The 26885-nt window shown below is 62.8% G+C and carries 25 protein-coding genes; 16 read left to right on the top strand and 9 right to left on the bottom strand.

The features are described from left to right. Nucleotides 1-30 precede the first annotated feature (30 nt). On the top strand, nt 31-2880 hold the full coding sequence (gcvP, locus tag BSG08_RS12665; RefSeq protein WP_093037457.1) for an aminomethyl-transferring glycine dehydrogenase: 2850 nt from the start codon (nt 31-33) through the stop codon (nt 2878-2880). Between the two features lie 206 nt (nt 2881-3086). Here gcvP and BSG08_RS12660 read toward each other — a convergent pair whose 3' ends face one another. The 4 genes from BSG08_RS12660 to BSG08_RS12645 all read right to left on the bottom strand — a co-directional run bounded on the left by BSG08_RS12660 (nt 3087) and on the right by BSG08_RS12645 (nt 9086). Continuing rightward, nucleotides 3087-4871, bottom strand: a complete 1785-nt coding sequence (locus BSG08_RS12660; RefSeq protein ID WP_093037454.1) for a bifunctional helix-turn-helix transcriptional regulator/alpha/beta hydrolase — start codon at nt 4869-4871, stop codon at nt 3087-3089. Nucleotides 4872-4967: 96 nt separating this feature from the next. Further along, nucleotides 4968-5834: an inositol monophosphatase family protein gene (locus BSG08_RS12655; RefSeq protein ID WP_093037451.1), complete on the bottom strand. Its 867-nt coding sequence runs from the start codon at nt 5832-5834 to the stop codon at nt 4968-4970. A gap of 58 nt (nt 5835-5892) precedes the next feature. Further along, nucleotides 5893-8412: an ABC transporter permease gene (locus BSG08_RS12650; protein WP_093037448.1), complete on the bottom strand. Its 2520-nt coding sequence runs from the start codon at nt 8410-8412 to the stop codon at nt 5893-5895. Next, on the bottom strand, nt 8409-9086 hold the full coding sequence (locus BSG08_RS12645) for an ABC transporter ATP-binding protein (protein ID WP_093037445.1): 678 nt from the start codon (nt 9084-9086) through the stop codon (nt 8409-8411). Before BSG08_RS12645 ends, BSG08_RS12650 begins: the two co-directional genes overlap by 4 nt. Between BSG08_RS12645 and BSG08_RS12640 the strand changes: the two genes are divergently transcribed. Beyond that, nucleotides 9085-9765 carry an arylesterase gene (locus BSG08_RS12640; RefSeq protein WP_093037442.1) on the top strand — a complete coding sequence of 227 codons (681 nt, stop codon included), beginning with the start codon at nt 9085-9087 and terminating at the stop codon, nt 9763-9765. The genes BSG08_RS12645 and BSG08_RS12640 overlap by 2 nt on opposite strands. 46 nt (nt 9766-9811) lie before the next feature. On the opposite strand, the gene BSG08_RS12635 is transcribed toward BSG08_RS12640, so the two are convergent. The 3 genes from BSG08_RS12635 to BSG08_RS12625 form a co-directional block, all read right to left on the bottom strand. Next, the gene (locus BSG08_RS12635) at nt 9812-10018 is read right to left on the bottom strand and encodes a cold-shock protein (RefSeq protein WP_093037439.1); all 207 of its coding nucleotides are present in this window, start codon (nt 10016-10018) and stop codon (nt 9812-9814) included. Between the two features lie 268 nt (nt 10019-10286). After that, nucleotides 10287-10853: a L,D-transpeptidase gene (locus BSG08_RS12630; RefSeq protein ID WP_093037436.1), complete on the bottom strand. Its 567-nt coding sequence runs from the start codon at nt 10851-10853 to the stop codon at nt 10287-10289. Nucleotides 10854-11169: 316 nt separating this feature from the next. Then, complete coding sequence (locus BSG08_RS12625; protein ID WP_093037434.1) at nt 11170-12387, bottom strand: multidrug effflux MFS transporter; 1218 nt, start codon at nt 12385-12387, stop codon at nt 11170-11172. A 168-nt stretch (nt 12388-12555) separates the two neighbouring features. On the opposite strand from BSG08_RS12625, the gene BSG08_RS12620 reads away from it, so the two are divergent. The 6 genes from BSG08_RS12620 (at nt 12556) to BSG08_RS12600 (ending at nt 16267) form a co-directional block, all read left to right on the top strand. Beyond that, nucleotides 12556-14088: an acyl-CoA carboxylase subunit beta gene (locus BSG08_RS12620; protein WP_093037430.1), complete on the top strand. Its 1533-nt coding sequence runs from the start codon at nt 12556-12558 to the stop codon at nt 14086-14088. Nucleotides 14089-14160: 72 nt separating this feature from the next. Then, nucleotides 14161-14502 (top strand): hypothetical protein, encoded by a 342-nt coding sequence (locus tag BSG08_RS12615; protein WP_093037427.1) that lies wholly within the window; start codon nt 14161-14163, stop codon nt 14500-14502. A 14-nt stretch (nt 14503-14516) separates the two neighbouring features. Continuing rightward, on the top strand, nt 14517-14888 hold the full coding sequence (locus tag BSG08_RS12610; RefSeq protein ID WP_245770696.1) for a DUF6497 family protein: 372 nt from the start codon (nt 14517-14519) through the stop codon (nt 14886-14888). Nucleotides 14889-15111: 223 nt separating this feature from the next. Next, nucleotides 15112-15243, top strand: a complete 132-nt coding sequence (locus BSG08_RS19835; RefSeq protein ID WP_281248285.1) for a hypothetical protein — start codon at nt 15112-15114, stop codon at nt 15241-15243. A gap of 87 nt (nt 15244-15330) precedes the next feature. Beyond that, entirely contained in the window at nt 15331-15687 is a 357-nt protein-coding gene (locus BSG08_RS12605; RefSeq protein ID WP_093037421.1) for a hypothetical protein, read from the top strand. A 364-nt stretch (nt 15688-16051) separates the two neighbouring features. Further along, entirely contained in the window at nt 16052-16267 is a 216-nt protein-coding gene (locus BSG08_RS12600) for a hypothetical protein (protein ID WP_175544783.1), read from the top strand. Between the two features lie 64 nt (nt 16268-16331). On the opposite strand, the gene BSG08_RS12595 is transcribed toward BSG08_RS12600, so the two are convergent. Continuing rightward, nucleotides 16332-17600 carry a DcaP family trimeric outer membrane transporter gene (locus BSG08_RS12595; protein ID WP_093037418.1) on the bottom strand — a complete coding sequence of 423 codons (1269 nt, stop codon included), beginning with the start codon at nt 17598-17600 and terminating at the stop codon, nt 16332-16334. 244 nt (nt 17601-17844) lie between these two features. Here BSG08_RS12595 and BSG08_RS12590 point away from each other — a divergent pair, with 244 nt between their 5' ends. Both BSG08_RS12590 and BSG08_RS12585 read left to right on the top strand, forming a co-directional pair. Next, a complete protein-coding gene (locus tag BSG08_RS12590; RefSeq protein ID WP_093037415.1) occupies nt 17845-19845 on the top strand; it encodes an acetyl-CoA carboxylase biotin carboxylase subunit in 2001 nt (666 codons plus the stop codon). A 4-nt stretch (nt 19846-19849) separates the two neighbouring features. Next, nucleotides 19850-20365 carry a hypothetical protein gene (locus BSG08_RS12585; protein WP_093037413.1) on the top strand — a complete coding sequence of 172 codons (516 nt, stop codon included), beginning with the start codon at nt 19850-19852 and terminating at the stop codon, nt 20363-20365. Nucleotides 20366-20378: 13 nt separating this feature from the next. On the opposite strand, the gene BSG08_RS12580 is transcribed toward BSG08_RS12585, so the two are convergent. After that, entirely contained in the window at nt 20379-20825 is a 447-nt protein-coding gene (locus BSG08_RS12580) for a DUF4174 domain-containing protein (RefSeq protein WP_093037410.1), read from the bottom strand. Nucleotides 20826-21380: 555 nt separating this feature from the next. On the opposite strand from BSG08_RS12580, the gene scpA reads away from it, so the two are divergent. From scpA to BSG08_RS12545, 6 genes are all read left to right on the top strand, one after another. Continuing rightward, the gene (gene scpA / locus BSG08_RS12570; protein ID WP_093037407.1) at nt 21381-23510 is read left to right on the top strand and encodes a methylmalonyl-CoA mutase; all 2130 of its coding nucleotides are present in this window, start codon (nt 21381-21383) and stop codon (nt 23508-23510) included. A 63-nt stretch (nt 23511-23573) separates the two neighbouring features. Then, complete coding sequence (locus tag BSG08_RS12565) at nt 23574-24182, top strand: VOC family protein (RefSeq protein ID WP_093037404.1); 609 nt, start codon at nt 23574-23576, stop codon at nt 24180-24182. Continuing rightward, nucleotides 24179-24658 (top strand): GNAT family N-acetyltransferase, encoded by a 480-nt coding sequence (locus BSG08_RS12560; RefSeq protein WP_093037400.1) that lies wholly within the window; start codon nt 24179-24181, stop codon nt 24656-24658. The genes BSG08_RS12565 and BSG08_RS12560 overlap by 4 nt, the downstream gene beginning before the upstream one ends. 45 nt (nt 24659-24703) lie before the next feature. Next, the gene (locus BSG08_RS12555) at nt 24704-25402 is read left to right on the top strand and encodes a molecular chaperone DjiA (RefSeq protein WP_093037397.1); all 699 of its coding nucleotides are present in this window, start codon (nt 24704-24706) and stop codon (nt 25400-25402) included. Beyond that, a complete protein-coding gene (locus tag BSG08_RS12550) occupies nt 25383-26408 on the top strand; it encodes an endonuclease/exonuclease/phosphatase family protein (RefSeq protein WP_093037393.1) in 1026 nt (341 codons plus the stop codon). The genes BSG08_RS12555 and BSG08_RS12550 overlap by 20 nt, the downstream gene beginning before the upstream one ends. Before the next feature lie 37 nt (nt 26409-26445). Then, on the top strand, nt 26446-26793 hold the full coding sequence (locus BSG08_RS12545; protein ID WP_093037390.1) for a hypothetical protein: 348 nt from the start codon (nt 26446-26448) through the stop codon (nt 26791-26793). Nucleotides 26794-26885 lie beyond the last annotated feature (92 nt).

Here is a 26885-nt window from a genome sequence, read left to right as displayed (position 1 = left end):
GCACCCGCAACCTGTGAGGGGAAGACTGCGATGACCTTTACGCCGACCGACTATCTGCCCTACGATTTCGCCAACCGCCGCCATATCGGCCCTTCGCCCGATGAAATGGCGGGCATGTTCGAGGTGCTGGGAGTCGAAAATCTCGATCAACTCATCGACGAGACCGTGCCGAAATCCATCCGGCAGGAAAAGCCGCTCGATTTCGGCAAACCCAAGTCGGAGCATGAGTTGCAATTCCACATGTGGCAGACTGCGTCCAAGAACAAGGTTCTGACCTCGCTCATCGGACAGGGTTATCACGGCACGGTCACGCCCCCCGCGATTCAGCGCAATATATTCGAGAATCCCGCCTGGTATACGGCCTATACCCCCTATCAGCCGGAAATCAGTCAGGGACGGCTGGAGGCGCTGTTGAATTTTCAGACGATGGTGAGCGACCTTACCGGGCTCGAGATCGCCAATGCCTCGCTTCTGGACGAGGCCACGGCGGCGGCAGAGGCGATGACCATGGCGCAGCGTGTGGCCAAGTCCAAGGCCAAGGTATTTTTCGTTGACGAGAACTGCCATCCGCAGAACATCGCCGTGATCCAGACCCGTGCCGCCCCGCTCGACATCGAGGTGATTGTCGGAGCGCCCGAAGCGATGGAGGCTGACAAGGTTTTTGGCGCGATCTTCCAATATCCCGGCACTTATGGTTGTCTGCGCGATTTCACCGATCCGATTGCGGCGCTGCACGAACATGGCGCATTGGGCATCGTGATCGCCGATCCGCTGGCGCTGACGCTCCTGAAGGAACCCGGGGCGATGGGTGCCGATATCGCCGTGGGCAGCACGCAACGCTATGGCGTGCCGGTGGGCTATGGGGGCCCGCACGCGGCCTACATGGCCTGTCGCGATGCCTATAAACGGGCTATGCCGGGGCGTATCGTGGGCGTATCGGTGGACAGCCATGGCAACCGCGCCTATCGCCTGTCGCTGCAAACCCGCGAGCAGCATATCCGGCGCGAAAAGGCCACGTCGAATGTCTGCACCGCGCAGGCGCTTCTGGCGGTCATGGCCTCGATGTATGCGGTGTTTCACGGACCAAAGGGACTCAAGGCGATCGCGCAGCGCATCCACCGCAAGACCGTGCGACTGGTCAAGGGGCTTGAGGCCGCTGGTTTTCATGTGGAGCCGGCCAATTTCTTCGATACGGTTACCGTCGATGTGGGCCTCTTGCAGCGGGGTGTCCTGCAGGCGGCGGTGCGCGAAGGGGTGAACCTGCGCCGCGTGGGCGAAACGAAGATCGGCATCACGCTGGACGAGCGCACAAGGACGGCCACCATCGAAGCGGTCTGGCGCGCCTTTGGCATCATCATGGAGGATCGCGATTTCACGCCCGAATACCGCATCCCCGAGGCGTTGCAGCGCACGAGCGATTACCTCACGCACCCGATCTTCCACATGAACCGGGCGGAAACCGAGATGATGCGCTACATGCGTCGCCTCGCGGATCGCGATCTGGCGCTGGACCGGGCGATGATCCCGCTCGGCAGTTGCACGATGAAGCTCAACGCCGCTGCGGAAATGATGCCGGTGAGCTGGCGCGAGTTTGCGCTCCTGCATCCCTTTGCACCTGCAGATCAGGCGCTTGGCTACAAGGAGATAATCGACGACCTGAGCGCCAAGCTGTGTGAGATCACCGGCTATGCCGCAATCTCGATGCAACCCAATTCCGGCGCGCAGGGCGAATATGCGGGGCTTCTGACCATCGCGGCGTATCACCGGGCACAGGGGCAGGGGCATCGTCGCGTCTGTCTCATCCCCGTCAGCGCGCATGGCACCAATCCGGCGAGCGCAAACATGGTCGGCTGGGAGGTTGTGGTAGTCAAATCCGCCACGAATGGTGACATCGACGTAGAGGATTTCCGCGCCAAGGCTGAAAAGCATTCGGATAATCTGGCTGGCTGCATGATCACCTATCCCTCGACCCACGGCGTGTTCGAAGAGACCGTTCGTGAGGTCTGCGAGATCACGCATCAGCACGGCGGGCAGGTCTATATTGACGGGGCCAACATGAATGCGATGGTCGGACTCGCACGTCCCGGAGATCTGGGCGGCGATGTCAGTCACCTCAATCTGCACAAGACGTTCTGCATTCCGCATGGCGGTGGTGGCCCCGGCATGGGTCCTATCGGGGTGAAACCGCATCTGGTGCCGCATCTGCCCGGCCATCCCGCGACGGGCGGGACCGAGGGGCCGGTCAGCGCCGCACCCTTTGGTTCGCCCTCGCTTCTGCCGATCTCATGGGCCTACTGCCTGATGATGGGCGGTGCGGGGTTGACGCAGGCGACGCGGGTGGCGATTCTCAACGCCAATTACATCGCCAAGCGGCTGGAGGGGGCCTATGACGTGCTCTACAAGGGCCGTAACGGTCGCGTTGCGCATGAATGCATCCTTGATGTCCGCCCCTTTGCCGAGAGCGCGGGCGTGAGCGTGGACGATATCGCCAAACGCCTCATCGATTGCGGGTTTCACGCGCCGACGATGAGCTGGCCGGTGGCGGGCACGTTGATGGTTGAACCCACCGAGAGCGAGACCAAGGCGGAACTGGACCGGTTCTGTGATGCGATGCTGGCGATCCGCGAAGAGATCCGCGACATCGAGGAGGGTCGCATCGACCCGGAGAACAACCCACTCAGGAACGCGCCGCACACGATGGAGGATCTGGTCAAGGACTGGGATCGCCCCTACAGCCGCGAGCAGGGATGCTTTCCGCCCGGGGCCTTCCGCGTGGACAAATACTGGCCGCCGGTCAACCGCGTGGATAATGTCTATGGCGACCGGAATCTGGTCTGTACCTGCCCACCGCTCGAGGATTATGCAGAGGCGGCCGAGTAGGTGCAAAATGTAACAGGGGCGGCCCGCAAGGACCGCCCCAACTACATACTGAAACACCTATCTAAAATGTCCCTCCGGTCCTTGATCGGCGACCGGAAAAGCGACAGAAACGGCAGCACAATCACGTTATCCCGCCCTGTTCACATAAACTCACATTACCGTGATAAAGGTGAGTCTGTCATACCCAGTTTGGGGTAGGGTCTAAATTAATCCTCAATGAGTGAGATCAAGCGCGTCAGGACTTGTCGCCAATGGCGGAAAAATAGTAGTTGTCCCGCATCCTCGAAGAGGTGGAACTCGATCCAGTCATATTCGCGGCGGAAGTCCTCGAAAGTGGCCAGAGGCACCTGCGGATCCTGGGTGCCGTTCATGAAGATCACGGGCAACTGGCCGCGCAACGCATTAATCTCGGCACTCCAGTCCTCCAACTGGCCGGATACCAGCTGGCGCGAAAATGCCTCATGCGCGCAATTGTGTTCCGACAGGGCTGTTTCCGAACCGATGATTATCGCTTCATAGACCTCCTTGTTCTCGAATGTGGCGATGTCAGCGGCGGAATTGCCGAAAACCGCATGGACAAAGCCGCGCTTGCCGATCCGTTCCGCCAGCACGAACCCGGCCTTGACCATGAATGGCAGCAAATGCGGGGTGTATTTTGCGCCTGCGATGATGAAACGGTGCCATTTGTCCATGCGCTCGAACTGCTCGCGGCGCGTCAGGGGCAGCATGCCGGCGCAGGCAATGATCCCGCTGAACGTTTCCGGATAGGTCCGGGCCAGCCGCACGGCATAATAGGCATCGCCGCTCAGGCAAATGACCGGACAGCGAGTGACCCCTTCGGCGCGTAGCACCAGCATGGTATCGGCGATCAGCGCCGCGTCATAATCTTCGCTCCGCCCCACCATATCCGACATGCCATAGCCCGGTCGCAGCGGTACGATCACGCGCAGACCGCGCCGCGCGGCAAAGCTCTCGGCCGAGGCGGGCCAGCGGACAAGCCCGAAATCCAGCGGCAGATAGAGGACCGGGCGCCCCTGCGCGGCCCCCAGCACCAGATAATCCACTCGCCGCCCGTCGGGGGTCACCAGAGATTTGTAATCGTGCTCGACCAGCATGGCATAGCCACGACTCACCACGCGCGGAGCGGAGGCCGGTTGGGTCGTCATTGTCGTCATGTCCATCACCGACAACGCCAGACGCACCAGCTCCAGCTGGGAATGGGTCTCGGTCTTGGCGAGAATGGACTTGATCTGTACGCGGATCGTATCGACCGATCGATCGCGCTCTGCGGCGATTTCGTTGACCGAGCGGCAGTCGACCAGATGCCGCAGGATTTCTGCCTCGGTTGCGGTGAGTTCGAACGCCTGCCGCAGGATGTCGCAGAAACCGGGCGGCAGCGTCACCTCGTTCGAGGCCGCCAGCACAAGCACCGTGCCGTCAGCCGCCGCGCAGCGTTGCAGACGAAGAACTATCAGATGATCTGCCCGGCGCGAGCGCACGCGCAATACGGCGGTGTCCTTTTCCGGATCCTCAAACAGCATCGACAATGTGGTGGCGACCGCGTTGATATCCGCTTCGTGGATCGGCAGGTCGCGCAGGCAGGCCTGTTCGGGGAGGTTCATCACTTGCCGCGCTGCCGCATTGGCTGCGCGCAGCTTATATTTCCGGTCGAACAGGACGGTCGCCACCCTGTCGAACGGTGCCAGAATTGCCTCCAGGTCGCCTTTCCTGTCGCCGAGCGCCACACGATCCAGAAATTCTGTTGCCCTGCGAAAATGTGCGGCGATCTGTGGGTCATCCAGTAACCGCGGCGCGCTCAGGTCCACCTGCGCGCGCAGCGGGCCGATGGCGCTTTCCCAATGATCCAGAAGGGCTTCATATCGGGTCGGATCGAGCGCCACGTCATAGAGACGGTCAATCGCTTCGGCCCGGTCCTCTTCGGACAGGGTCACAACGTCTGATTGATCCGTCTTGCGCCGGGTCGAAGTCATGCCTGAAATCCGAATGAGATGAAATTGGGGTGATCCCCCTCACTTATTCATGAGCCTATGGTGATATTATGGCAATGAAAAAGTCATTTGAGGGCTTCATTCGTCCAGAAGACAGGCGAAATGATCGCGCAGACGGTTCCATGTGTCCTGATTGGCGGCAGAAAGCAGCACGCCTTTGGTGATCGTGGTCGAGTAATCCCGCCCGTCCAGCATGCGCGCCACGCCGCCCGCCTGCTGGCAGGCCAGAACCCCCGCCGCGTGATCCCAGGGGTTGAGCACGTCCGACATGACGAAGTCCACCGCCCCCTGCGCCAGCAGGCGGTATTCGTGGCACGAACATCTGAGCGCTATGCAGCGCGCGAGCGCGGGCAAGAGCGGCGCCAGTTGTTCCTGCCGCTCCTGTTGCATGAGATAATAGTGCATGTAGCCCTGTAACTCGTGCAGCGGACCTCCCGCCGACACCCGAGCCGGACGCTCCGCACCGATAGCGGCGGCAAGACGTGACGGTGTCGTTTCGTCGGCGAGGATCCAGTCATCCGACACAGGATCATAGAGCAGCCCCAACGCCGGTCTGCCAAAGCGTGTGACGGCGATGATCACGCCAAAGAGCGGCAGGCCATGCACGAAATTCCACGTCCCGTCCACCGGGTCGATGATAAAGGCGAGTTCCGCCTCGGACACGTCGTCGCGCAGGGCGGGCTTGGCCGCTACCGCCTCTTCACCTACGATCAGGGCATGCGGAAACATGGCCTGCAACCCGCGCGCCAGCATCGCCTCCGCCTGATGATCGGCCTCTGTCACCAGATCATGCGGTCCCGATTTCGTAGTAACATCCGCACGGGTGAGATTGCGGAACCGTGGCATGATCTCTGCCCGTGCCGCTCGGCGTACCAGATTGATCAGCATGCATTGCTGCGCTGGCGTCAGGGGCGGCGAGAGCGGAATGGGCAGCGAATCGATCATGGCGTCTCCTGTTGTGGCGGGTTCTGAGTGCCAGCCCGTCTGGTTGAAATCAACGCAGCTATTCGCGCGCGCGCAGCGTGCGTGCCGGGCGCGCGGTGAGAGGTCCTAGGGCGAATCCCAGCCCCGCCAGCAATGTTACCACCATGCCGCCCAGAATGATGGCGAGAGCCGAGGGCCAGATTACCTGAAATCCGGTATCCATCACGAAATGGCTGACCGCCCAGCCCCCCGCCAGCCCCGCGCCAAGCGCCACCAGCCCCGCCGCCGCCCCCAGAATGGTGGCGCGCAGGACAAGGCTTGTCAGGATACGCGCGCGCGTCGCCCCGAGAGTCTTGAGGATAGCCGCTTCATAGGTGCGTGCCCGGCTGTCTGCCGCGGCCGCGCCGATCAACACTAGAAACCCGGTCAGCAGCGTCACCGAGGCCCCCCAGGATGTGGCAGAGGCAAGCCCCGCCAGCAGGTCCGAAACCTGCATAAGCGCATCGCGTACGTTGATCGCGGTCACATTTGGATAGCGGTCGGTCACATCGCGCAGGATCGCGGCCTCTGCCTCTTGCTCGGCATAGACGGTGGCGATGAAAGTATGTGGGGCACCGGCGAGCGCCGCCGGATTCATCAGCATCACGAAGCCCATTCCGGCGGTTGAAAAATCCACCTCGCGGAACGACGTGATCGGTGCCGTGATCTCGCGGCCAAGGATGTTCAGGGTGATTTCGTCGCCCAGTTTCAAACCCATTTCCCCGGCCTCTTCGGCGGAAAAGCTGAGCTGCGGCGGCCCGTCATAGTCCTTGCTCCACCAGGTGCCCGCCGTCAGTGTGGTGCGGGCGGGCAGAGCATCCGAATAGCTTACCGCGCGGTCGCCCTCGACGACCCAATGACCCGGCGCTACCTCGGTTGCGGGGCGGCCATTGATCCGGCTGATGATCCCGCGCAGCATCGGCGCGCTGTCGATACGGCTGACCGCCGGGTCGGTTTCCAACCGCTCCAGAAACCATGTCATCTGATCCTTTTGCAGGTCGACAAAGAAATAGGACGGCGCGCGTTCGGGCAGGTCGGCGGCGATGGCGCGGCGCAGGTTGCCGTCGATCTGTCCTACTGCGGCCAGCACCGACAGGCCCAGCCCCAGCGACAGCATCACCGGCCCGGCGGTTGTGCCTGGCCCGCCGATGGCCCCGAGCGCCCAGCCAAGCGCCGGGCGTTGCCGCAGTCTGGGTCGGATCACACGTGCCGCGCGCTGCATCAGGGCGGCGGCCACCGCCAGCACCATGAGCGCACTCAGGATGCCGCCCGCGGTCCAGAGGGTCAGCCGCAAGTTGCCGGAAAAGAGCGCAGCGGCTGTCAGAAGTGCTGCGATCAGGCCAAGCGTTGCCGCCACATAAGGCCAGCTCGGCCAGCGCCGCACGCTGCCTGCCGCTTCGCGATAAAGCGCCGCGGCGCGCACCTCGCGCGCCCGGGCCAATGGCCAGAGCGTGAAGATGAGCACGCTCAGCGCGCTGTAGAGTGCGGCCTCGGCCATTGGCGCGCCATATGGGGCAAAGACCGCGGGCACCGGCAGGCGATCCGCAAACACCGGCCCGAGCGCCACCGGCAGACCCACCCCAAGCACGATCCCCGCCACAATTCCGGCGAAAGCAAGTACGCCCACCTGCAGGAAATAGGTCAGAAAGATCGTCCGCTGATCAGCCCCCAGCGTGCGCAATGTGGCGATGACCTGCGTCTTCCCCGCCAGATAGGCGCGCAGAGCGGCGGAAATGCCGACCCCCCCCACCGCCAGACCTGACAGTCCCACCAGCACTAGAAACGCCCCCAGCCGGGTGACAAATTCGGCCACGCGCGGCGTGCCGTTGCGGGCATCCATCCAGCGAAAACCGCTGCCGTCAAGGTCGGTCATGGCGCGTGCTTGCAGCGTTTCGAGGTCGGTTTCCTCGGGCAGGTCGAGCCGGTATTTCGTGGTAAAGAGAGAGCCGGGATTAAGCAGGCCAGAGTTACGGAGTGCGGGCATGGCTACGATCGTGCGCGGTCCGAGGCCAAAGCCAGCCTGCGTCTGATCCGGCTCTCGTGTCAGCTCCGCCATCAGGCGGAACTCCTGCGCGCCTAGCTGGAACGTGTCGCCGACTCCGATCCCGAGCCGCCCGATCAGCAGGGGATGCATCACTGCGCCGGGCACATCCCCGGCTCCTGCAAGCGCCTGCGCCAGTGGTATGTCGGGGACAAGTTCCACTTGACCAATCAGCGGATAAGCGTTGTCCACGGCCTTGACCTGGGTCAGTTCCCGGCGACCGTCCGGAGCAATCGCCATCGACCGAAAATCTGCGATTTCAGAATGTTGCAGGCTGTTGCTGCGAATCCAGTCGCGCTCTGCCTCGGTCGCGAAGCGATAGGTCAATTCCAGTTCGGCATCGCCTCCGAGCAGGGACGCACCCTGTTCAACCAGCCCCGCTGCGATACTCTCACGAATGGTGCCGACGGCGGCGATGGCGGCCACGCCAAGGATCACGCAGCCGAGAAAGATGCGAAACCCATGCAGCCCGCCACGCAATTCGCGCCGGGCGAGTTTCACCGCCACGCGCAGGCTCATGCGGCAGCCTCGATGCGGCCATCGCGCAGGCTGACCACCCGGTCGCAGCGACGAGCAAGTTCGGGGTCGTGGGTGACAAGTACCAGCGTGGCGCCGTGGCGGTCGCGCAGGTCGAAAAGCAGGTCGATGATGGCCGCTCCCGTGCTGCTGTCCAGATTGCCGGTCGGCTCATCCGCAAGGATGATCGCGGGTCGGGGGGCGGCGGCGCGGGCCAGTGCCACGCGCTGTTGTTCGCCGCCCGAGAGTTGCGAGGGATAGTGCCCGGCACGGGTGGCCAGACCGACCGCTGCCAGTTCGCGGCTGGCGCGGTCACGGGCATCAGTCGTCCCCGCCAGTTCCAGCGGCGTGGCGACGTTTTCCAGCGCCGTCATCGTGGGAATGAGGTGAAAGGATTGAAAAACCACACCAAAATTATCGCGGCGCAGGCGGGCCAATTGATCCTCGTTCAACGTGGACAGATCCTGTCCCAATGCCGTCACCTGTCCCGAGGTCACCTGTTCCAGCCCACCCATCAGCATCAACAGGGAGGATTTTCCGGATCCCGAAGGGCCCACCAATCCGAGGGTCTCGCCCCGGTGGACATCGAGTGTAATCCCGTGGAGTATCTGCACAAGACCGGCATTTCCCTGAAGCGACAATGAGGCGTCAGAGAGGGACAGGATAGGAGAATTCATGCGTTTGCGCCTGATACATAAGGATTTTCTGACATATGGGGCCGGTATGCCCTTGGGCAAGGTGCTAGCGGGCTTTCTTTGGTTTGTCAGCCCTGCCTGGGCCGATGCACCAGTCACGATTCTGGCTTTGGGCGACAGTTTGACGCAAGGCTATGGCCTGCCCGAGGCGCAGGGATTCGTGCCACAGATGCAGGAATGGCTTGAGAATCAAGGTATCAATGCCCGGCTTGTGAATGGCGGCGTGTCCGGGGACACGACTGCGGGCGGCGCGGCACGGGTCGAGTGGAGCCTGACGCCCGATGTGGATGCCATGATCGTGACCTTGGGGGGGAATGACCTCTTGCGGGGCATTGATCCACAGGTAAGTCGTGGAAATATCGAGAAAATCCTTCAGGTGGCCGAGACCCGTGGCGTTGCGGTGCTGCTTGTTGGCTTGGAGGCACCGGGAAACTACGGTGCCGAGTACAAATCCGCGTTTGACGCGATTTATCCAGAATTGTCAGAGACGTATGGAACCCTCCATGCAGAGAGTTTCTTTGCCGGGCTGGGCGATGGCGAGCCTGCCGAGTTGCAGCGCTATTTCCAAAGCGATGCGATCCACCCCAATGCCGAGGGCGTGGCACGGATCGTTGCAAGTCTGGGGCCTTATGTGATTGCGCTGATCGAGCGCGCAAAATGAAAAAGGGCCCTGCGAGGGGCCCAATTCCGTCAACACTATCAAACGCTTATGCAAGCGAGAGGTTGGCCGCCGATTCACGACCGTCACGGCCGGCTTCGATGTCGAAGGTCACTTTCTGGTCGTCGGCGAGGCCGGTCAGGCCGGCGCGCTCAACAGCGGAAATGTGAACAAAAACATCCTTGCCGCCGCCATCGGGAGCAATGAAGCCAAAACCCTTGGTTGCGTTGAACCATTTTACGGTGCCAGTAGCCATCGTACTGATCTCCTTGTGTTTTTGCTGCCCGCATGAGTGCGGCAGCCCGGCTAAGTCGTGCAAGATCGAGTGACTGAGCCTTAGAGCAGCAGATGGTCGATAGTGGTAACGTCGCAAAGCGCAATATGACGCCTGACCGTCGGAAAAGCAAGGACGAAGAAGACGGGGAGGCGGGCCAGCGCCCGCTGAGCATCCTGTACGGTTCAGGGCGTGAACCGTACAGATCGCAGCAGGCACTCTATGGGGGGCGCCAGCCTGAGAGCCGTGATCAGAGAACGGTTACGACGGTGCCGATCGGCACTCGTTCGTAGAGATCCTGCACATGCTCGTTGAGCATTCGGATGCAGCCGTTCGATACTGAACGCCCGATGGATTCCGGCTCGATGGTGCCGTGGATCCGGTAATAGGTGTCGCGCCCGTTCTGGAACAGGTAGAGTGCGCGCGACCCGAGCGGATTGCCGGGGCCGCCGGGCTGGACATAGTCGTTGTCCTTGAACCGGCCATAGGCGCGGGGATCGCGTTCGATCATCTCATCGGTGGGTCGCCATGTGGGCCATTTCTTTTTCACGGCGATGGTGGCGGTGCCGGTGAAATCCAGTCCCGCCTTGCCGACACCCACACCATAGCGTCGGGCGCGGCCCGGTTCGGTAACGTGATAAAGGAAATGCGCGCGCGGCAGAACGATGAGCTGTCCGGGCTGATACCGGGGGTCGAATGCCACCTCTTGCGGAGCGAATTTCGGCTCAAGCTCGAAAGCGCTGGCAAGGCCGGGGAATACAGCGGCTGTGGCGGTTGCGGCAACTCCGGTGGCAATGAATCTGCGGCGATGAATCATCTGAAACCTCCTGCACTATGACTATGGAATCATTTATAGATGTGCGGCCGATGGTTGCAAAAATCAAAACACGGTGAGCATGGCGTTCTCGGCACCACTGTGGCGATGCGGTCGCGACCGGGCTTTCAGATCGCGGCCCAGTCGGTGAACCGATAGGGCAACGGGCGGCGATGCCAGGGCGGGTGGGGATGACGGGTCCGGGTGTTGCGTCTGGGCATGGTTTTGTCTCCTTCGGCGTGTCTCATCCTGAGGTGGGACGTCAGGGTGCAGAAGGCCATAGGCGCTGAGAAAAACGTGAGGCTCTGTGAGAGCGCTGTCAGCCGAGGCCGAGGCGGCGCTCGCGGCGGATCACCAGAAGGATGGTCACGATGGCGGCCAGACCGCTGCACAGCATGATCCACAGAAGGGCAAATGCCCCGCTGCCCGGTGTGAGCAGCAACCCCGCAAGTGCCGAGAGCGCAGCGCCCAGCCCGATCATCAGCGCCCCCGAGAGGCCGCTCGCCGTGCCTGCGAGATCCGGTCGGATCGAGAGCGCGCCGGCAGTGGCATTGGGGATCACCATGCCGTTGCCCAGGCCCATGAAGGTCATCAGCCCGAAAAAGCTGAATGGTGTCCCGAGTCCGAGATAGAAGAGCGTGAGGTTGAGCGCAATGCCGCTTGCGTTCGCAGTTGCCCCCCAAAGCACCATGCGGTTGACGCCGATTCGTGTCGAAAATCGTCCCGAGAGGAAATTTCCCAGGAAATAGCCGATGGCGGGCGCGCCAAAGAGCAGGCCCAGCGTTGCCGGAGGCAGGCCAAAGACGCGGTCGCCCACGAAGGGCGCGCCGCCGAGATAGGCAAAGAACGATCCTGACGACAGGCCCGCGGCCAGCGCATAGCCCCAGAACCGGCGCGAGGTCAGCAGGGCGGGATAGTCGCGGAATTGCTGGGCCAGGGTCCGGCCGGTGAGAGGTGCGGTTTCGCCCAGATCGCGCCAGCAGAGCCAGAACAGCGCCGCACCCAGAACGAAGAGTGCCCAGAAATTGGCCTGCCAGCCAAATATTTCGTCTAGGATCCCGCCAACCGCGGGGCCGACCATCGGCACCACCGCCATACCCATCGTGACATAACCGATCATCGAGGCGGCGCGGTCCTGCGGAACCATGTCGCGCACGATGGCGCGGCTGAGGACCATCGCCACCACGACGCTGGCCTGTATCATACGGAAGGTGAGGAAAACGGTGACATTGGGCGCAAAGATACAGCCCAGCGTCGCCGCAAGAAACAGCCCCAGCCCCCAGAGGATCACCGGACGGCGGCCCCAGCGGTCGGAGATCGGCCCCATCAGCAGTTGCAACCCGGCGTTGACACCGAGATAGAGCGCGACCGAAAGCTGGATCAGGCGGTATTCGGTGTCGAAATGCGCGGTCATGCCCGGCAGGCTGGGCAGAAAGATATTCATTGCCAGCGCAGACAGCCCTGCGAGCAGGATCAGCGTTGCGATATGCGGTGGTGTGCTCTGGTCCAGAAACCGGACCGGTCTTTCCGGGCTCATGGCCAATGGCTAGGCAGGCGGCGCGGGGAAGTCCATGCAGCGGTCGAAAAATTCGCAAGTTTACAGGTTACCAGTTTATTTTTTCAAAAATTTGCAAATTTGCCGAATTCCGCTTTGTCATGGCCGTGGAAATGCCTATGCTGCGCACGATGATGCAAGGGGGGCACCATGAAAGATATCCTTGAGGAACTGGAAACCCGTCGCGCCGAGGCGCGCAAGGGGGGCGGCGAGCACCGGATCGAGGCGCAGCACGCCCGCGGCAAGCTGACTGCGCGCGAACGGATCGAGCTGTTGCTCGATGAGGGCAGCTTTGAAGAGTTCGACATGTTCAAGGCGCATCGCTGCACCGATTTCGGCATGGAAAAGGATCGCCCGCATGGCGACGGGGTGGTCACCGGCTGGGGCACGATCAATGGCCGGATGGTCTATGTGTTTTCGCAGGATTTCACCGTGTTTGGCGGCAGTCTGAGCGAGACCAATGCCGAGAAGATCTGCAAGATCATGGACATGGCGATGCAGAACGGCGCGCCGGTGATCGGGATCAACGATTCGGGTGGCGCACGGATTCAGGAGGGGGTGGCCAGCCTGGCGGGCTATGCCGAGGTGTTCCAGCGCAACATCATGGCAAGCGGGGTCATCCCGCAGATATCGTTGATCATGGGCCCCTGTGCGGGTGGTGCGGTCTATAGCCCGGCGATGACCGATTTCATCTTCATGGTGCGCGACACGTCCTACATGTTCGTGACCGGCCCGGATGTGGTGAAAACTGTAACCAACGAGGTGGTGACGGCAGAGGAATTGGGTGGGGCGAGCACCCACACGCGCAAGTCGAGCGTGGCCGATGGCGCGTTCGAGAACGATGTCGAAGCGCTGGCCGAGGTGCGGCGGCTTGTGGATTTCCTGCCACTCAACAACCGCGAGAAACCGCCCGTGCGTCCGTTCTTCGATCAGCCGGGGAGGGTGGAGGAGAGCCTTGATACGCTGATCCCAGACAATGCAAACACGCCCTATGACATGAAGGAACTGATCCTCAAGGTCGCGGACGAAGCGGATTTCTACGAGATTCAGGCGGAATTCGCCAAGAATATCATCACCGGGTTCATCCGACTGGAGGGGCAGACCGTGGGGGTTGTGGCCAATCAGCCGATGGTGCTGGCAGGGTGTCTGGATATCGATTCGAGCCGCAAGGCGGCGCGATTCGTGCGGTTCTGCGACGCCTTCGAGATCCCGATCCTGACATTCGTCGATGTGCCGGGGTTCCTGCCCGGCACAGGGCAGGAATATGGCGGGGTGATCAAGCATGGCGCGAAACTGCTGTTCGCCTATGGTGAGGCGACGGTGCCCAAGGTGACGGTGATCACCCGCAAGGCCTATGGCGGGGCCTATGACGTGATGGCGTCCAAGCATCTGCGCGGCGATTTCAACTATGCCTGGCCCACCGCCGAAATCGCGGTGATGGGCGCCAAGGGTGCGACCGAAATCATCTATCGCGCCGATCTGGGCGATGCGGAGAAGATCGCGGCGCATACCCGGAATTACGAGGGCCGGTTCGCCAATCCCTTTGTCGCCGCCGAGCGGGGCTTTATCGACGAGGTGATCCAGCCTAGGAGTACGCGGCTCAGGGTGAGCCGGGCGTTTGCGAGCCTGCGCAACAAGAGACTTAGTAACCCATGGAAAAAGCACGATAATATCCCGCTGTGAAGCGATGGGAGGATGGGGGCGCTGCCACCACCCCCGGAGTGTTTTCGGCAAGATGAAGCGCATAGAGGCAGGATGAGCCGCAATCGCTGGCACATAATCGAGGAAGAGGACGGCGCGCTGACCTTGGCGCGTCGGCTGCCTGCGCGGTTCGATCTGGCGGTGGAGACAGTGCTGCCCGGTGCCGCCGGGCGGCGGTGGGTGGCGCATCGGGTGCGGCAGGATCTGTGGCGGGCGCTGCGCGGACTGCGCGGATTTGCTCCGGCTGTCAGGGTGGTTCGCGGCGCAGGCGGTTTGTGCGTCCGGGCAGGAGGCGAGGTCCAGGGCCGCTTTGACCGGGTGCAGACGGAGGCGCGCATTGCCGAAGTTCTGGAGGACAAGGCCAATCGCGCGCGCTGGATGGGCTGTGCACGATGAGACGGGTGGGGCAAATGGTGGCCATGCTGGCTGGCCTCGACCTCGCCCAGGGGGCGGCAGCGCAGGATGAGGCGCTGCCGCTGCCCTCGGGCCTTGAGGCGCGGTTGCAGGAGGTGCTCACCGACCGACCCGGTGACGGACTGGTCTATCGGTTCCGGTTCGTTGCGGAGGGCTTTGCCGTCAGCGAAGCGGTGCTGGCGGATCTGAGTTGGCTCTGCGAGAGCTATGCGCTGCCGCGGCTTTCCAACATCGGGCCGCAACCGGCCCGGGTCGTGATTTCATTGGCGGACAAGCCGTCCGAATTCGGCATCTATGATCCTGATGTAACACAGGTTTTCGAATCCTTCAGCCTGCAGGGCGGGGCATGCGTTTGGGAATTGTTCTGATGTGGATACAAAATCTTGCAATGCAGGGCGTGAGCGCGAAGATGACTGATGCTTTGCGGACACATAAGCGTTGCTTTGCGCATATCGCGTATTCAACTCTGGAAATTTCCTATAAACTCCGTAATGGTTGCACCCAAGCGACCTTTACCTCGCCCACAAGACGGATCGGGACAAAGTTCCGACCGTTCTATGTTTACGAAGATACGAGAGACAGGAGATATACATGTCGAACAGCATCAAGAGCATCATCGCCATGGGCCTCGTGGCCTTTGTCGCAGCCTGCGCACAGCCGGCCGAAGAAGAGTTTGTTGTGGTCGAGCCGGTTCAGGCCGAGCCCACCACCAGCAAGTACTGATCGGCTCTTTGAGCAAAGACCGGAACGGACGCTTGCGCCCGTTCCGGTTCATACTGCGGTGGTGCCCTCTGATCCGGAGGGGCGCTCATGCTGAAGCATCGCGGTTTTCCCGGGCGTCTGCCCGGCACGGATTTCCAGTTCACAATTCGCCGCGCCAATCCCAAGGGGGCTACGCCGCTCATTGCACGTGAGCGCTATCGGGATCGTCGTCCGGCGGACCGGCGGGCCGATGCGGCCTTTGTTCGTGCAATCTGGGAATGTTTCGGCGAGGCGCCGTTTGAACGCGGCAATCTGGACGCGGGGCGGCTGAGCTGGCTTCTGGGCCGCGAAGTCAAGCCGGCACAAGAGCCGTTCGATCCCGATAGCTATGAGGCTCTGCTGGTGCTTGATCTGAGCGTGGCGCGCGCATCCTTTCCCGAGGTTTTCCGGGGAGAGAACGATTGACAAGCATTCGGGTCGGCACGAATTTGCCTATAGGTTGCGTGAATGCGCGGCGGTCTGCCGAGACGAGCGTGGGGCGCGTTTTTTGCTTGGACTGCGGCTCGCGCCCTGACAGCATGGCTCAGGTGATGGATGCCCGTTCCCCAGGGGCCTGGACAGGTTGTCTGATCCGTTACCCTTCCCCTCTCGGGCGGCGCTGTGCCATTCTGGACAGCCCGCCCGTTTTTGGCAGAATCCCGGGCAGGCGGGAGAATCGGCGGTGGTTCGCCTATTCGAAGCACGGCTGTGTGGAACATTTTGACCCTGTCAGCCGTTTGGCATTGAGTGCCTTCACTCATACAAGTCAGAAATCAGGAGAGAACCGATCATGCAGAGCATCCGCCGCGGGGTTACCCCGCTATTCGCAGTTATGGGCCTTGCGGCTCTTGTGGCCTGTGGCGACACAGTGCCCGAACAGGCGCTTCTGGGTGGTGGCGCGGGTGCCATCGCGGGTGCGGCCGTGGGTGGTAGTGTCATCACCGGAGCGGCCGTCGGAGCGGCGGGCAACGTCGTCTATTGTCAGGCGTATCCCGGCCGCTGCTAGTCGTCCGCTTCGGGTGGAAATGGTTGCGGGGCGCGCTATGCCGCGCCCCGCAATTCGTCATGGCTCAGAAGTTGAACTGAACCGAGGTTTGCAGCCGCGTGGCGTCGGCAGTCGCGCCGCTGGCCAGTTCGCGCTCGCCCCAGTTGATCTCGGCCCCGACGGTCATGCGTTTGACCGGCGACCAGAACAGCGAGGCATGGACGGTCTGCAATTGCTTGGTGTCGGTCAGAGCGAACGTGTCCTGAACCTCGTAGTAACCATAGGTCAGGCCGACGCTCACCTTGTCAGAGAACTTGTGGGTGATCTGCGCGTTGCCGCCGTAGGCCTCGATGGTGTTGAGTCTGCCGGTGGCGTCGATGAAGGCGTCCTGTCCGACACCGTCGATTATGTAACGGCCAATCCCGTCACCATAGACGAACGAGCCGGCAACGCGGCCGCCCTCCCACAGGGGTGTGCCTGCACCGAGGTTGATACCCCAGCCGGTGTCGCTGTCGCCGCCGAGAGCGGTGGGGGCCTCAAGCTCGCGCAGGACGACCGAGCCCTTGACCGTGCTGCCGTTATGGCTCCATGTGCCGGAGGCCACGAAATCCGGCAGGGTGTCGAAACCAGCGTTGACGCCGGCGAACGCGCTGCCAGTGGACTGGCCGACTCCTTGGACTATGAAATTACCTACGTTATCAGGATCGGGTACAAGTCCACGCCCCGAGAACTCGGAGTTTTCAAGCGCGAGCGCGATCTTGAAGTTTTCGCCCGCCGGGAAGGTATAGCGCAGCAGCGCCTGACGGATGAAGGTGGCACCCGTGGGACCCTGGAAATCCACCGTGTTGGGATGCAGCTCGATCGGCATGAACGTGGACCATGTCTGACCCGCCGTCCAGCCGTTCCACTGGCCATAGGCATGGCGCAGCCGCGGCTGGTGCGAGTTCGACAGCACCTCGTTGCCACGGGTGCCGAAGAAGTCGATCTCGACAAAGGTGGTCAGCGGCCCCTTTTCGGTCTGCGTATCGGTGCGGAAATTCAGCCGGCTCTGACGCACATGGGCGCGGAAGCCGCCGTCGCTCGGGGCGCCGGGAACCAGCCCCGAGACAAGGGCGGTATCGCCCTGTCCCTGATCGAAATCATAGATCATGTCGAGCTTGGCATAACCGCCGAAGGTGAGTGTCGTGCCCGCGGGCAGGTTCACATGCCCCCGGTTTTCGATCTGGTTCACGCGCTCGGTCAGTTCGCGCACCTGCGCCTTGAGTTCTTCGGTGGATTGCGCCAGCGCCGGGGTCGACAGCGCGCCGGTGATCAGGGCCGTCGCGCCGACAAGGGCTGTGAATGTTGGTCTCATGAGTGGATTCCCTCCCGCTTGTATTCTGCATATGCGTACAGGGCGCGGCCTTTTGACGCGCCATGGCCCGGCCACAGTGGCAGCTTCGCGAGACACATGAACCTCACGTTCGCGTGCTTCACATGGCCGTGTAAGCAATTGAATTCAGACAATAATAACGATTTTGTTATAAATTCGTTACAAAACTGTGAAGTGTTGCTGCGCTCTGAATGCGCGCCGCAGATGTCAAGAGAAGGGACGTGAGATGTTCAAGAAAATCCTGATCGCCAACCGGGGCGAGATCGCCTGTCGCGTGATCAAGACCGCGCGCAGGATGGGGATCAAGACGGTGGCGATCCATTCGGATGCCGACCGCAACGCGCTGCATGTGCGCATGGCTGATGAGGCCGTCCATATCGGACCTGCGCCCGCGAGCGAGAGCTATATCGTCATCGACAAGGTGATGGCCGCGATTCGCGAGACCGGGGCCGAGGCGGTGCATCCAGGCTATGGGTTTCTGTCCGAGAACCCAAGGTTCGCCGAGACGCTGGAGGCCGCGGGTGTTGCCTTTGTCGGCCCGCCCAAGGGAGCGATAGAGGCGATGGGAGACAAGATCACCTCGAAGAAGATCGCGCAGGAGGCCGGCGTCAGTACGGTGCCCGGCTATATGGGGTTGATCGCCGATGCCGAAGAGGCGGTGACGATCTCGAATCAGATCGGCTATCCGGTGATGATCAAGGCCAGCGCCGGTGGCGGCGGCAAGGGGATGCGGATCGCCTGGAATGACGATGAGGCGCGCGAGGGCTTTCAAAGCTCGAAGAACGAGGCGGCATCGAGTTTCGGCGATGACCGGATATTTATCGAGAAATTCGTGACGCAGCCGCGCCATATCGAGATTCAGGTGCTCTGCGACACCCACGGCAATGGCATCTATCTGGGCGAGCGGGAATGCAGCATCCAGCGCCGGAACCAGAAGGTGATCGAAGAGGCCCCGAGCCCATTTCTGGACGAGGCGACGCGCCGCGCCATGGGCGAGCAGGCCGTCGCGCTGGCGCAGGCCGTGGGCTATGCCAGTGCGGGCACCGTCGAATTCATCGTCGATGGCGACCGGAATTTCTACTTCCTCGAAATGAACACGCGCTTGCAGGTCGAGCATCCGGTGACCGAGTTGATCACCGGCGTCGATCTGGTGGAGCAGATGATCCGGGTCGCTAATGGCGAGGTGTTGAGCATCGCCCAGGCGGATGTGAAGCTCAAGGGCTGGGCCATCGAGAGTCGTCTTTATGCCGAGGACCCCTATCGCGGGTTCCTGCCTTCGATCGGTCGCCTGACCCGCTACCGCCCGCCCGAGGAACTGGCGGTTGACGGCGCGGTGGTGCGCAATGACACCGGCGTCTTCGAGGGGGGCGAGATCAGCATGTATTACGATCCGATGATCGCCAAGCTCTGCACATGGGGGCATACCCGCGCCGAGGCGATAGAGGGGATGCGGGTGGCGCTGGATTCCTTCGAGGTCGAGGGGATCGGGCATAACCTGCCGTTCCTGAGCGCGGTGATGGATCATCCGCGATTCGTCGGCGGCAATATCACCACGGCGTTCATTGCCGAGGAATATCCCGAAGGCTTTACCGGCGTGACCCTGCCGGATGAGGCGTTGCGGGCGATTGCCGCGAGCACGGCGGCGATGCACCGGGTGGCAGAGATCCGGCGCACGCGGGTGTCTGGGCGGATGGACAATCACGAGCGGCATGTGGGCGAGGACTGGGTCGTCAGCCTGCAAGGCAAGAGCTTTGCCGTGGTGGTGGCTGCGGACCGCGAGGGCGCCACGGTGCTGTTCGAGGATGGCGACAGTCTGCGGGTGGCGAGCGACTGGACGCCGGGCGACAGCCTGGCGCGGTTGGATGTGGATGGTCGGCCGCTGGTGCTCAAGGTGGGCAAGATCAGCGGCGGGTTCCGCATTCGCACGCGGGGTGCGGACCTCAAGGTGCATGTGCGCACGCCGCGTCAGGCGGAACTGGCGGCGTTAATGCCCGAGAAACTGCCGCCTGATACATCAAGGATGCTGCTCTGTCCGATGCCGGGGCTGATCGTGAAGGTCAATGTGGCGGTGGGCGACGAGGTGCAGGAGGGGCAGGCGCTGTGCACCGTGGAGGCGATGAAGATGGAGAACATCCTGCGCGCCGAGCGCAAGGGCGTGGTGGCAAAGGTCAACGCCGGACCGGGCGACAGCCTGGCGGTGGACGATGTGATCATGGAGTTCGAGTGAGGGGATGATCCACGCCATTCCCCATACGCGCGCATCTGGCCTCTTGCTGGCGCTGCTGACACTCGCTGCCTGCGCGCGGGATGCGGAGGCGGCGCAGCGGGCGCGGCTGGAGGTGTGGTTCGCGCTGGGTGAGACGGTGGAATTCGTCGCCCGCAGCGATTGTGCGGCGGGGCTGTACCGGGTGGTGGATGGGCGGGTCAGGGCGGCAATGCCGTTGGTCGCCTCTGCCCCGGAGATGGCGCGCGCGCTGGCAGAGCGGGGTCGGGCAGCGTGGGGGGCACGGGGGCAGGTGCCGGATGCCGCGATTGTGGCGATGGCCAATTTCGACCGGCCCACCGGCATGGCGATGCGCCGTGCCGGGCTGGAGGCGCGGGCCTGCATGGGGGACGCCACCGCGAGTGCGTTTCGACACGCCCTGATGGCGCCGGGTGCCTATCTGGGCTGGGATGGCGCGAATGATGCGCTCATGCTGATGGATCCGAAATCGGGACTTCTGATCGTGGCAATGGGGGCCGGATGATGGTGGAGCTGGGTCAGCTTCCTCCGGGGCGTTCGCGCAGTTCCTGCTGGCGTACGGGCAACTTGTCGATGGTGCGGGTGATCTCGCGCACCTTCCAGGGTGCGGGCTTGCGCAGGTATATCACTCCGTCCTTGCCGATCAGCACCAGCCCGAAACCGCGTGGTCGCAGCGTGCGTCGCAGTTCGCTCTGCGCCGCGGGGTCGGTGTCGGTGATTACCACCACGTCAAGACTGTCCAGCACATCGAGCCGGTCGGTGAGATACCCCATCTGCTCGATGAATCGGGGATCGGCGGGGGTGTCGGCAAAGATCACGAGGGGTCGCTTGACCCAGGAGAATTCGTCCAGGCTGACATCCCGGGCGTCGAGAATTATACCGCTTGCAGGGTCTGTGTCGGTCTCCTGCGCGAGCGCGGAAGACACAGTGAACAAGGCGAAAACAAACGATATGATGTGCTTCATGGACCCTCCTGCCGCTCTAGATATAGGCGGAGGGGCTGAGATTGCGAAGAGCGAATGCATGACGTCGCGCAAAATTGTCGGGCTGATCCAATGCTCAGGAATTGTTGGCAGACTGGGCAGGATGAGTTCATCCCGCCTGAATCGCGTGGCGGTCAGGCAAAAGCACGACCCGACATGGAGATCATCCAGCATCTGCGGACGCACCGCACCGCCTAGACCAGTTTTCAACGTTACATGCGCAGCAACACGGCCGTACTGGCGAGGTGTGACCGCCGATCTTGCCTGTGCGCGACTGGCTGAACCGGGGGCCCGGTCTGATCGTCTTGCGTCGCGCCGTGGCGGCGTGAGGCGGCGTTGTATCGTGCCTGCCCGAGGGCGAGGGGCGCTGGCAGCCGTTCGACCGGGGCCAGAGACGGGCCCTGCAAGCGGTCTATGCCGACGATTTGCGCTGGCTGGGCGCCGGGGCGGATGGTCTGGCGCGATTATGTGAGGAAACCGGACCGGGTGAGGCGGGGAAACATCCGCCCCTCGGTCATACGTCAAGAGGACAACACGATGGCGATGAAGAAAGACGATTGGCGTAGGCTGGCGAAGGCCGAACTGCGGGGGCGTCCGCTTGAGGAGCTGACCTGGAGGACACTGGAGGGGATCGCTGTCGAGCCACTCTATACCCAGGAGGATGTGGCGGACCTGCCGCATATGGGCACGCTGCCCGGCGCGGCGCCGTTCACGCGCGGGGTCAAGGCTACGATGTATGCCGGTCGTCCCTGGACGATCCGGCAATATGCCGGGTTCTCGACGGCCGAGGACTCGAACGCCTTTTACCGGCGCAATCTGGCGGCGGGGCAGCAGGGGGTTTCCGTGGCCTTTGATCTGGCCACCCATCGCGGTTATGACAGCGATCACCCGCGCGTCGAGGGTGATGTGGGCAAGGCCGGCGTGGCGATTGACAGTGTCGAGGACATGAAGATCCTGTTTGACGGCATTCCGCTGGATCAGGTCAGTGTCAGCATGACCATGAACGGCGCGGTGATCCCCGTGCTGGCCAGTTTCATTGTCGCGGGCGAAGAGCAAGGCCATGACAAGAGCCTGCTGTCGGGCACTATCCAGAATGATATCCTCAAGGAATTCATGGTGCGCAACACCTATATCTATCCGCCCAAGCCCTCGATGCGGATCGTCAGCGACATCATCGCCTATACCGCCCGGCATATGCCGAAATTCAACTCGATCTCGATTTCCGGTTATCACATGCAGGAGGCGGGCGCGAATCTGGTGCAGGAACTGGCCTATACGTTGGCCGATGGGCGCGAATATGTGCGCGCGGCGATCGAGGCGGGGATGGATGTGGACAGCTTTGCGCCGCGGCTGTCGTTCTTTTTCGCCATCGGGATGAATTTTTTCATGGAGGCGGCCAAGCTGCGGGCGGCGCGGCTATTGTGGCACCGGATCATGACCGAATTCGGGGCCAAGAGCGAAAAATCCAAGATGCTGCGCACCCATTGCCAGACATCGGGCGTCAGCCTTCAGGAGCAGGATCCCTATAACAACGTGATCCGCACCGCCTATGAGGCGATGAGCGCGGTTCTGGGCGGCACGCAGTCGTTGCACACAAATGCGCTCGATGAGGCGATTGCGCTGCCCACGGATTTCAGTGCGCGGATCGCGCGCAACACGCAGTTGATCCTGCAGGAGGAAACCGGGGTAACGAAAGTGGTCGATCCGCTGGCGGGATCCTATTACGTCGAGAAGCTGACGCATGATCTGGCCGAGAAGGCCTGGGCGCTGATCGAGGAGGTCGAGGCGATGGGCGGCATGACCCGTGCGGTCGAGAGTGGCATGCCCAAGCTCAGGATCGAGGAGACGGCGGCGACCCGGCAGGCGATGATCGACCGGGGGGACGAGGTGATCGTCGGCGTCAACCGGTATCGCAAGGACCGCGAGGATCCGATCGACATTCTGGATGTCGATAACGTCAAGGTGCGCTCTGCGCAGATCGCGCGGCTGGAACGGATCCGGGCAGAGCGGGACGCGGAGGCCTGTCAGGCCAGCCTGAACGAATTGACGCGCCGTGCGCGCGAGGGGGGTAATCTGCTCGAGGCGGCGGTCGAGGCCGCCCGCGCGCGCGCCACGGTGGGAGAGATCAGCATGGCACTGGAAAAGGAATTCGGACGGCACCGCGCCGAGGTCAAGACACTGGCCGGGGTGTATGGCGCGGCCTATGAGGGCGACGCGGGATTTGCCGCGATCCAGAAGGCGGTGGAGGACTTTGCCGAGGCAGAGGGGCGCAGGCCGCGGATGCTGGTGGTCAAGATGGGGCAGGACGGGCATGACCGGGGCGCCAAGGTGATCGCCACGGCATTCGCCGATATCGGGTTTGACGTGGATGTCGGGCCGCTCTTTCAGACGCCGGAAGAGGCAGCGCAGGATGCCATCGACAATGACGTGCATGTGGTGGGGATCAGTTCTCAGGCGGCGGGGCACAAGACGCTGGCGCCGAAACTGATCGAGGCGCTGCGCGCGCGCGACGCGGGCGATATCATCGTGATCTGCGGCGGGGTCATTCCGCAGCAGGATTACGAATTCCTGCAGAAGGCGGGGGTCAAGGCGATCTTTGGTCCGGGGACGAATATTCCCGAGGCGGCCAGGGATATTCTGCGGCTGATCCGCGAGGCGCGGGGCTGAACGAGGGGTGGGGGGTACTGCCCCCACCGCCGGAGCATTTGCGGCAAAGTGAAAGGGCGGGCGATGCGGCTTGATCATCTGGCAGTGGCGGCAGAGACCCTTGAGGCGGGGCGGACCTGGGTCGAGGACCGGCTTGGGCTGCCCCTCCAGCCGGGGGGAAGGCATATCCATTTCGGCACGCACAACCTGTTGCTCGGGCTGGAGGAGGGTCTGTATCTGGAGGTGATCTCGACCAATCCCGAGGCCCCGGCGCCGGGATATCCGCGCTGGTTCGATCTGGACCGGTTTTCCGGCCCGCCGCGACTGCAAACCTGGATCTGCGCAGTCGACGATCTGGACGCGGCGGTGGCGCAGTATCCGCGCGCGGGCGCGCCGGTGGCTCTGGCGCGCGGCGATCTGCGTTGGCGCATGGCGGTGCCAGAGGATGGTATCCTGCCCTGGGACAACCGCTTTCCGGCGCTGATCGAATGGCAGGGGGCGGCGCATCCGGCCGCGCGGCTGGAGGCGTCGGGGGCGCGGCTTGAGCGGTTGGTGGTGTGTCACCCCGAGGCGGCGGCGCTGCGTGCTGTGCTTGACCCGGTGTTGCGGGATGCGCGGGTGGTGTTCGAGCCGGGGGCGTCGTCGCTCAGGGCCGAGTTTGCCACACCGGGTGGCATGAAGGTGCTGGAATGATCATCAGGCCCGCCACGCCCGGCGACATCCCGGCGATCCTGGCAATCTGGAACCCGCTTGTTCGTGAGACATCGGTGACCTTCACCACGCTGGAAAAGACGCCCGATGGTCTGGCGGCGGATATCGCGGCGCGCGGCCCGGCCTTTCTGGTCGCGGAGACGGAGGATGTGGTGCTGGGGTTTGCCAGTTACGGCGCGTTCCGCTCGGGGCCCGGCTATGCGCGGACTGCCGAGCATACGGTCATTCTGGACGCGGCGGCACGTGGTCGTGGTGTCGGCCGGGCACTGATGGCGCGACTGGAGGATATTGCCCGCGACGCGGGGCTGCATGTGCTGGTGGCCGGGGTCAGCGGCGAGAATCCGGGGGCGATTGCATTTCACAAGGCGATCGGATTTCAGGAAGTGGCGCGGATGCCCGAGGTGGGGCGAAAATTCGGGCGCTGGATGGATCTGGTGCTTCTGCAGAAACGTCTCTAGCGGTTTGCGCTGACAGCGCCTGCGAATGCGGCTAGGGTGTCGCCCATGTCGATCTGGACCCGCATATCCGAGGCAATTCAGGCGCTTGCCAGTGGCGAAGGGCTGAGCGCCGTTTTTGACCGCCTGCGCAGCCCGCCCGAGCGCAGCGTGGCCTTTACCATCGCGGTCATCGCGCTGTCGGCCAAGATGGCCAAGGCCGATGGGCTGGTCACGCGCGACGAGGTGACGGCGTTTCGCGAGGTGTTTCAGATCGCGCCCGAGGATGAGCGGGGGGCTGCGAGGGTGTTCAACCTGGCACGGCAGGATATAGCCGGATTCGAGGAATATGCAACGCGGATCGCGCGGATGTTCGCAGAGCAGCCGGGCACGCTGTGCGATCTGATCGAGGGTTTGTTCCATATAGCGGTCGCCGACGGGATCTATCATCCGAACGAGGATGCGTTTCTGGCGCGGGTGGCGGAGATATTCGGCATACGCGATGCGGATTTCCGCGCGCTCAGGGCGCGGTTCGTGGAGGGTGCGGTGCCCGATCCCTGGTCGGTTCTGGGGGTGACGGCGGATATGTCTCTGGCTGAGATCCGCAAGGTCTGGCGGCAGATGGTGCGCGAGTGCCATCCGGACAGGATGCAGGCGCGTGGTGTGCCGGAAGAGGCGGTGAAGCTGGCCGAGAAACGGCTCAAGGATATCAACCGCGCCTGGGAAGAGATCAGCGAGGCTAACGCCCATGCGGATCGCCACCTATAATGTTGAATGGTTCAACGCGCTTTTTGACGATGCGGGGCGGTTGCTTGACGATGGGGAATGGTCGGCGCGTTACAATGTGACGCGCTCGGATCAGCTGGCGGCGCTCGGGATCGTGTTCACGGCGCTTGACGCCGATGCGGTGATGGTGATCGAGGCGCCGGATCATAACGGGCGGCGAGAGACGGTGGCGGCGCTGGAAAGATTCGCCGCCGTGATGGGGCTGCGGGCGCGGCGCGCGCTCATTGGTTTTGCCAATGACACGCAACAGGAAATCGCGCTGATGTATGATCCGGACGTCATGAGCGCAACGCATGATCCTCAGGGAGACGTGACCGCCGTCGCCGGGCAGGTGCCGCGGTTTGACGGGGTGTTCCGGATTGATCTGGATATTGATGACCGCGCCGATCAGGTACGGTTCTCCAAGCCACCGCTGGAGGTTCTGGTGACAACTGCCGGCGGGCGCATGTTGCGTCTGATCGGGGCGCATCTGAAATCCAAGGCACAGCACGGGGTGGGCAGCCGGGACGAGGCGATGCGCGTCGGCATCGCCAACCGGCGCAAGCAACTGGCGCAGGCGGTCTGGCTCCGGCAGCGGGTCGAGGCGCATCTGGCGGCAGGCGAAGCGCTGATTCTGCTCGGTGATCTGAACGATGGTCCAGGGCTGGACGAATACGAGGATCTTTTCGGGCGGTCCTCGGTCGAGATCCTCATGGGCGAGGGCAAGGAGACGGCGCTCACGCTCTATGATCCGCATGCGCGGGCGGCGCTGACCCGGAGGATTGGGGCGATGCAGAGCACGTCGCGGTTCTATCTGCGCGATCGGGGCTGCTATCTGCAGGCCCTGCTGGATTACATCCTGATCTCGCCTGATCTCATGGCGCGGCGGCCGGTCTGGCGGATTTGGCATCCGTTTGACGACCCCGACTGCTGGAATACGCCGGAATTGCGCGAGGCGCTGCTGACAGCGTCGGATCATTTCCCGGTGACGCTTGATATCGAGTTGTGATCTTAAAATTGTCGCGCGGAAGCGCTATATTGATCTCATGATCCCGCGTTACCTGATCCTGACTGCCACCGTCCTTGCCGTGCTGGGCGCGGAGCCTGCCGCTGCGCAGGATACATCCGAGGAGGATGAGGGCCGGTCGCTGATTGAGGATGGCGCGCGGCTGCTGTTCGAGGGGCTGCGCGACCGCGCCGGAGAGATGGAACCGGCGCTGCGGGATTTTGTCGAGCAGATGGGACCCGCCCTGCGCGACCTGATGGACAAGGTCGGCGATCTGAGCGCCTACCACCCGCCCGAAGTGCTGCCCAACGGCGATATCATCATCCGCCGCAAGACCCCGCAGGAACTGGAGGCAGAGCGGTTGCCCGAGGGTGAGATCGAGATCTAAAGCGGTTTGCATTTAATCTGAGGCATATCCTGCAGCTTTAAGGAAGTTCCAGCATTCGAGCGGGTCGAATAGCTCGCAGATGTCGCCGAGCG

This window comes from Roseovarius azorensis, from assembly GCF_900109455.1.
Lineage (GTDB): Bacteria > Pseudomonadota > Alphaproteobacteria > Rhodobacterales > Rhodobacteraceae > Roseovarius > Roseovarius azorensis.
Note: the sequence above shows the minus strand (reverse complement) of the source record. Positions and strands in the feature narration are given on the sequence as shown.

Bases quoted from the DNA above. Each gene is read 5' to 3' on its own strand.
- gcvP (WP_093037457.1), top strand. From the start codon at position 31: ATGACCTTTACGCCGACCGACTATCTGCCCTACGATTTCGCCAACCGC.
- BSG08_RS12660 (WP_093037454.1), bottom strand. From the start codon at position 4,871: ATGACTTCGACCCGGCGCAAGACGGATCAATCAGACGTTGTGACCCTG.
- BSG08_RS12655 (WP_093037451.1), bottom strand. From the start codon at position 5,834: ATGATCGATTCGCTGCCCATTCCGCTCTCGCCGCCCCTGACGCCAGCG.
- BSG08_RS12650 (WP_093037448.1), bottom strand. From the start codon at position 8,412: ATGAGCCTGCGCGTGGCGGTGAAACTCGCCCGGCGCGAATTGCGTGGC.
- BSG08_RS12640 (WP_093037442.1), top strand. From the start codon at position 9,085: ATGCGTTTGCGCCTGATACATAAGGATTTTCTGACATATGGGGCCGGT.
- BSG08_RS12645 (WP_093037445.1), bottom strand. From the start codon at position 9,086: ATGAATTCTCCTATCCTGTCCCTCTCTGACGCCTCATTGTCGCTTCAG.
- BSG08_RS12635 (WP_093037439.1), bottom strand. From the start codon at position 10,018: ATGGCTACTGGCACCGTAAAATGGTTCAACGCAACCAAGGGTTTTGGC.
- BSG08_RS12630 (WP_093037436.1), bottom strand. From the start codon at position 10,853: ATGATTCATCGCCGCAGATTCATTGCCACCGGAGTTGCCGCAACCGCC.
- BSG08_RS12625 (WP_093037434.1), bottom strand. From the start codon at position 12,387: ATGAGCCCGGAAAGACCGGTCCGGTTTCTGGACCAGAGCACACCACCG.
- BSG08_RS12620 (WP_093037430.1), top strand. From the start codon at position 12,556: ATGAAAGATATCCTTGAGGAACTGGAAACCCGTCGCGCCGAGGCGCGC.
- BSG08_RS12615 (WP_093037427.1), top strand. From the start codon at position 14,161: ATGAGCCGCAATCGCTGGCACATAATCGAGGAAGAGGACGGCGCGCTG.
- BSG08_RS12610 (WP_245770696.1), top strand. From the start codon at position 14,517: ATGGTGGCCATGCTGGCTGGCCTCGACCTCGCCCAGGGGGCGGCAGCG.
- BSG08_RS19835 (WP_281248285.1), top strand. From the start codon at position 15,112: ATGTCGAACAGCATCAAGAGCATCATCGCCATGGGCCTCGTGGCCTTT.
- BSG08_RS12605 (WP_093037421.1), top strand. From the start codon at position 15,331: ATGCTGAAGCATCGCGGTTTTCCCGGGCGTCTGCCCGGCACGGATTTC.
- BSG08_RS12600 (WP_175544783.1), top strand. From the start codon at position 16,052: ATGCAGAGCATCCGCCGCGGGGTTACCCCGCTATTCGCAGTTATGGGC.
- BSG08_RS12595 (WP_093037418.1), bottom strand. From the start codon at position 17,600: ATGAGACCAACATTCACAGCCCTTGTCGGCGCGACGGCCCTGATCACC.
- BSG08_RS12590 (WP_093037415.1), top strand. From the start codon at position 17,845: ATGTTCAAGAAAATCCTGATCGCCAACCGGGGCGAGATCGCCTGTCGC.
- BSG08_RS12585 (WP_093037413.1), top strand. From the start codon at position 19,850: ATGATCCACGCCATTCCCCATACGCGCGCATCTGGCCTCTTGCTGGCG.
- BSG08_RS12580 (WP_093037410.1), bottom strand. From the start codon at position 20,825: ATGAAGCACATCATATCGTTTGTTTTCGCCTTGTTCACTGTGTCTTCC.
- scpA (WP_093037407.1), top strand. From the start codon at position 21,381: ATGGCGATGAAGAAAGACGATTGGCGTAGGCTGGCGAAGGCCGAACTG.
- BSG08_RS12565 (WP_093037404.1), top strand. From the start codon at position 23,574: ATGCGGCTTGATCATCTGGCAGTGGCGGCAGAGACCCTTGAGGCGGGG.
- BSG08_RS12560 (WP_093037400.1), top strand. From the start codon at position 24,179: ATGATCATCAGGCCCGCCACGCCCGGCGACATCCCGGCGATCCTGGCA.
- BSG08_RS12555 (WP_093037397.1), top strand. From the start codon at position 24,704: ATGTCGATCTGGACCCGCATATCCGAGGCAATTCAGGCGCTTGCCAGT.
- BSG08_RS12550 (WP_093037393.1), top strand. From the start codon at position 25,383: ATGCGGATCGCCACCTATAATGTTGAATGGTTCAACGCGCTTTTTGAC.
- BSG08_RS12545 (WP_093037390.1), top strand. From the start codon at position 26,446: ATGATCCCGCGTTACCTGATCCTGACTGCCACCGTCCTTGCCGTGCTG.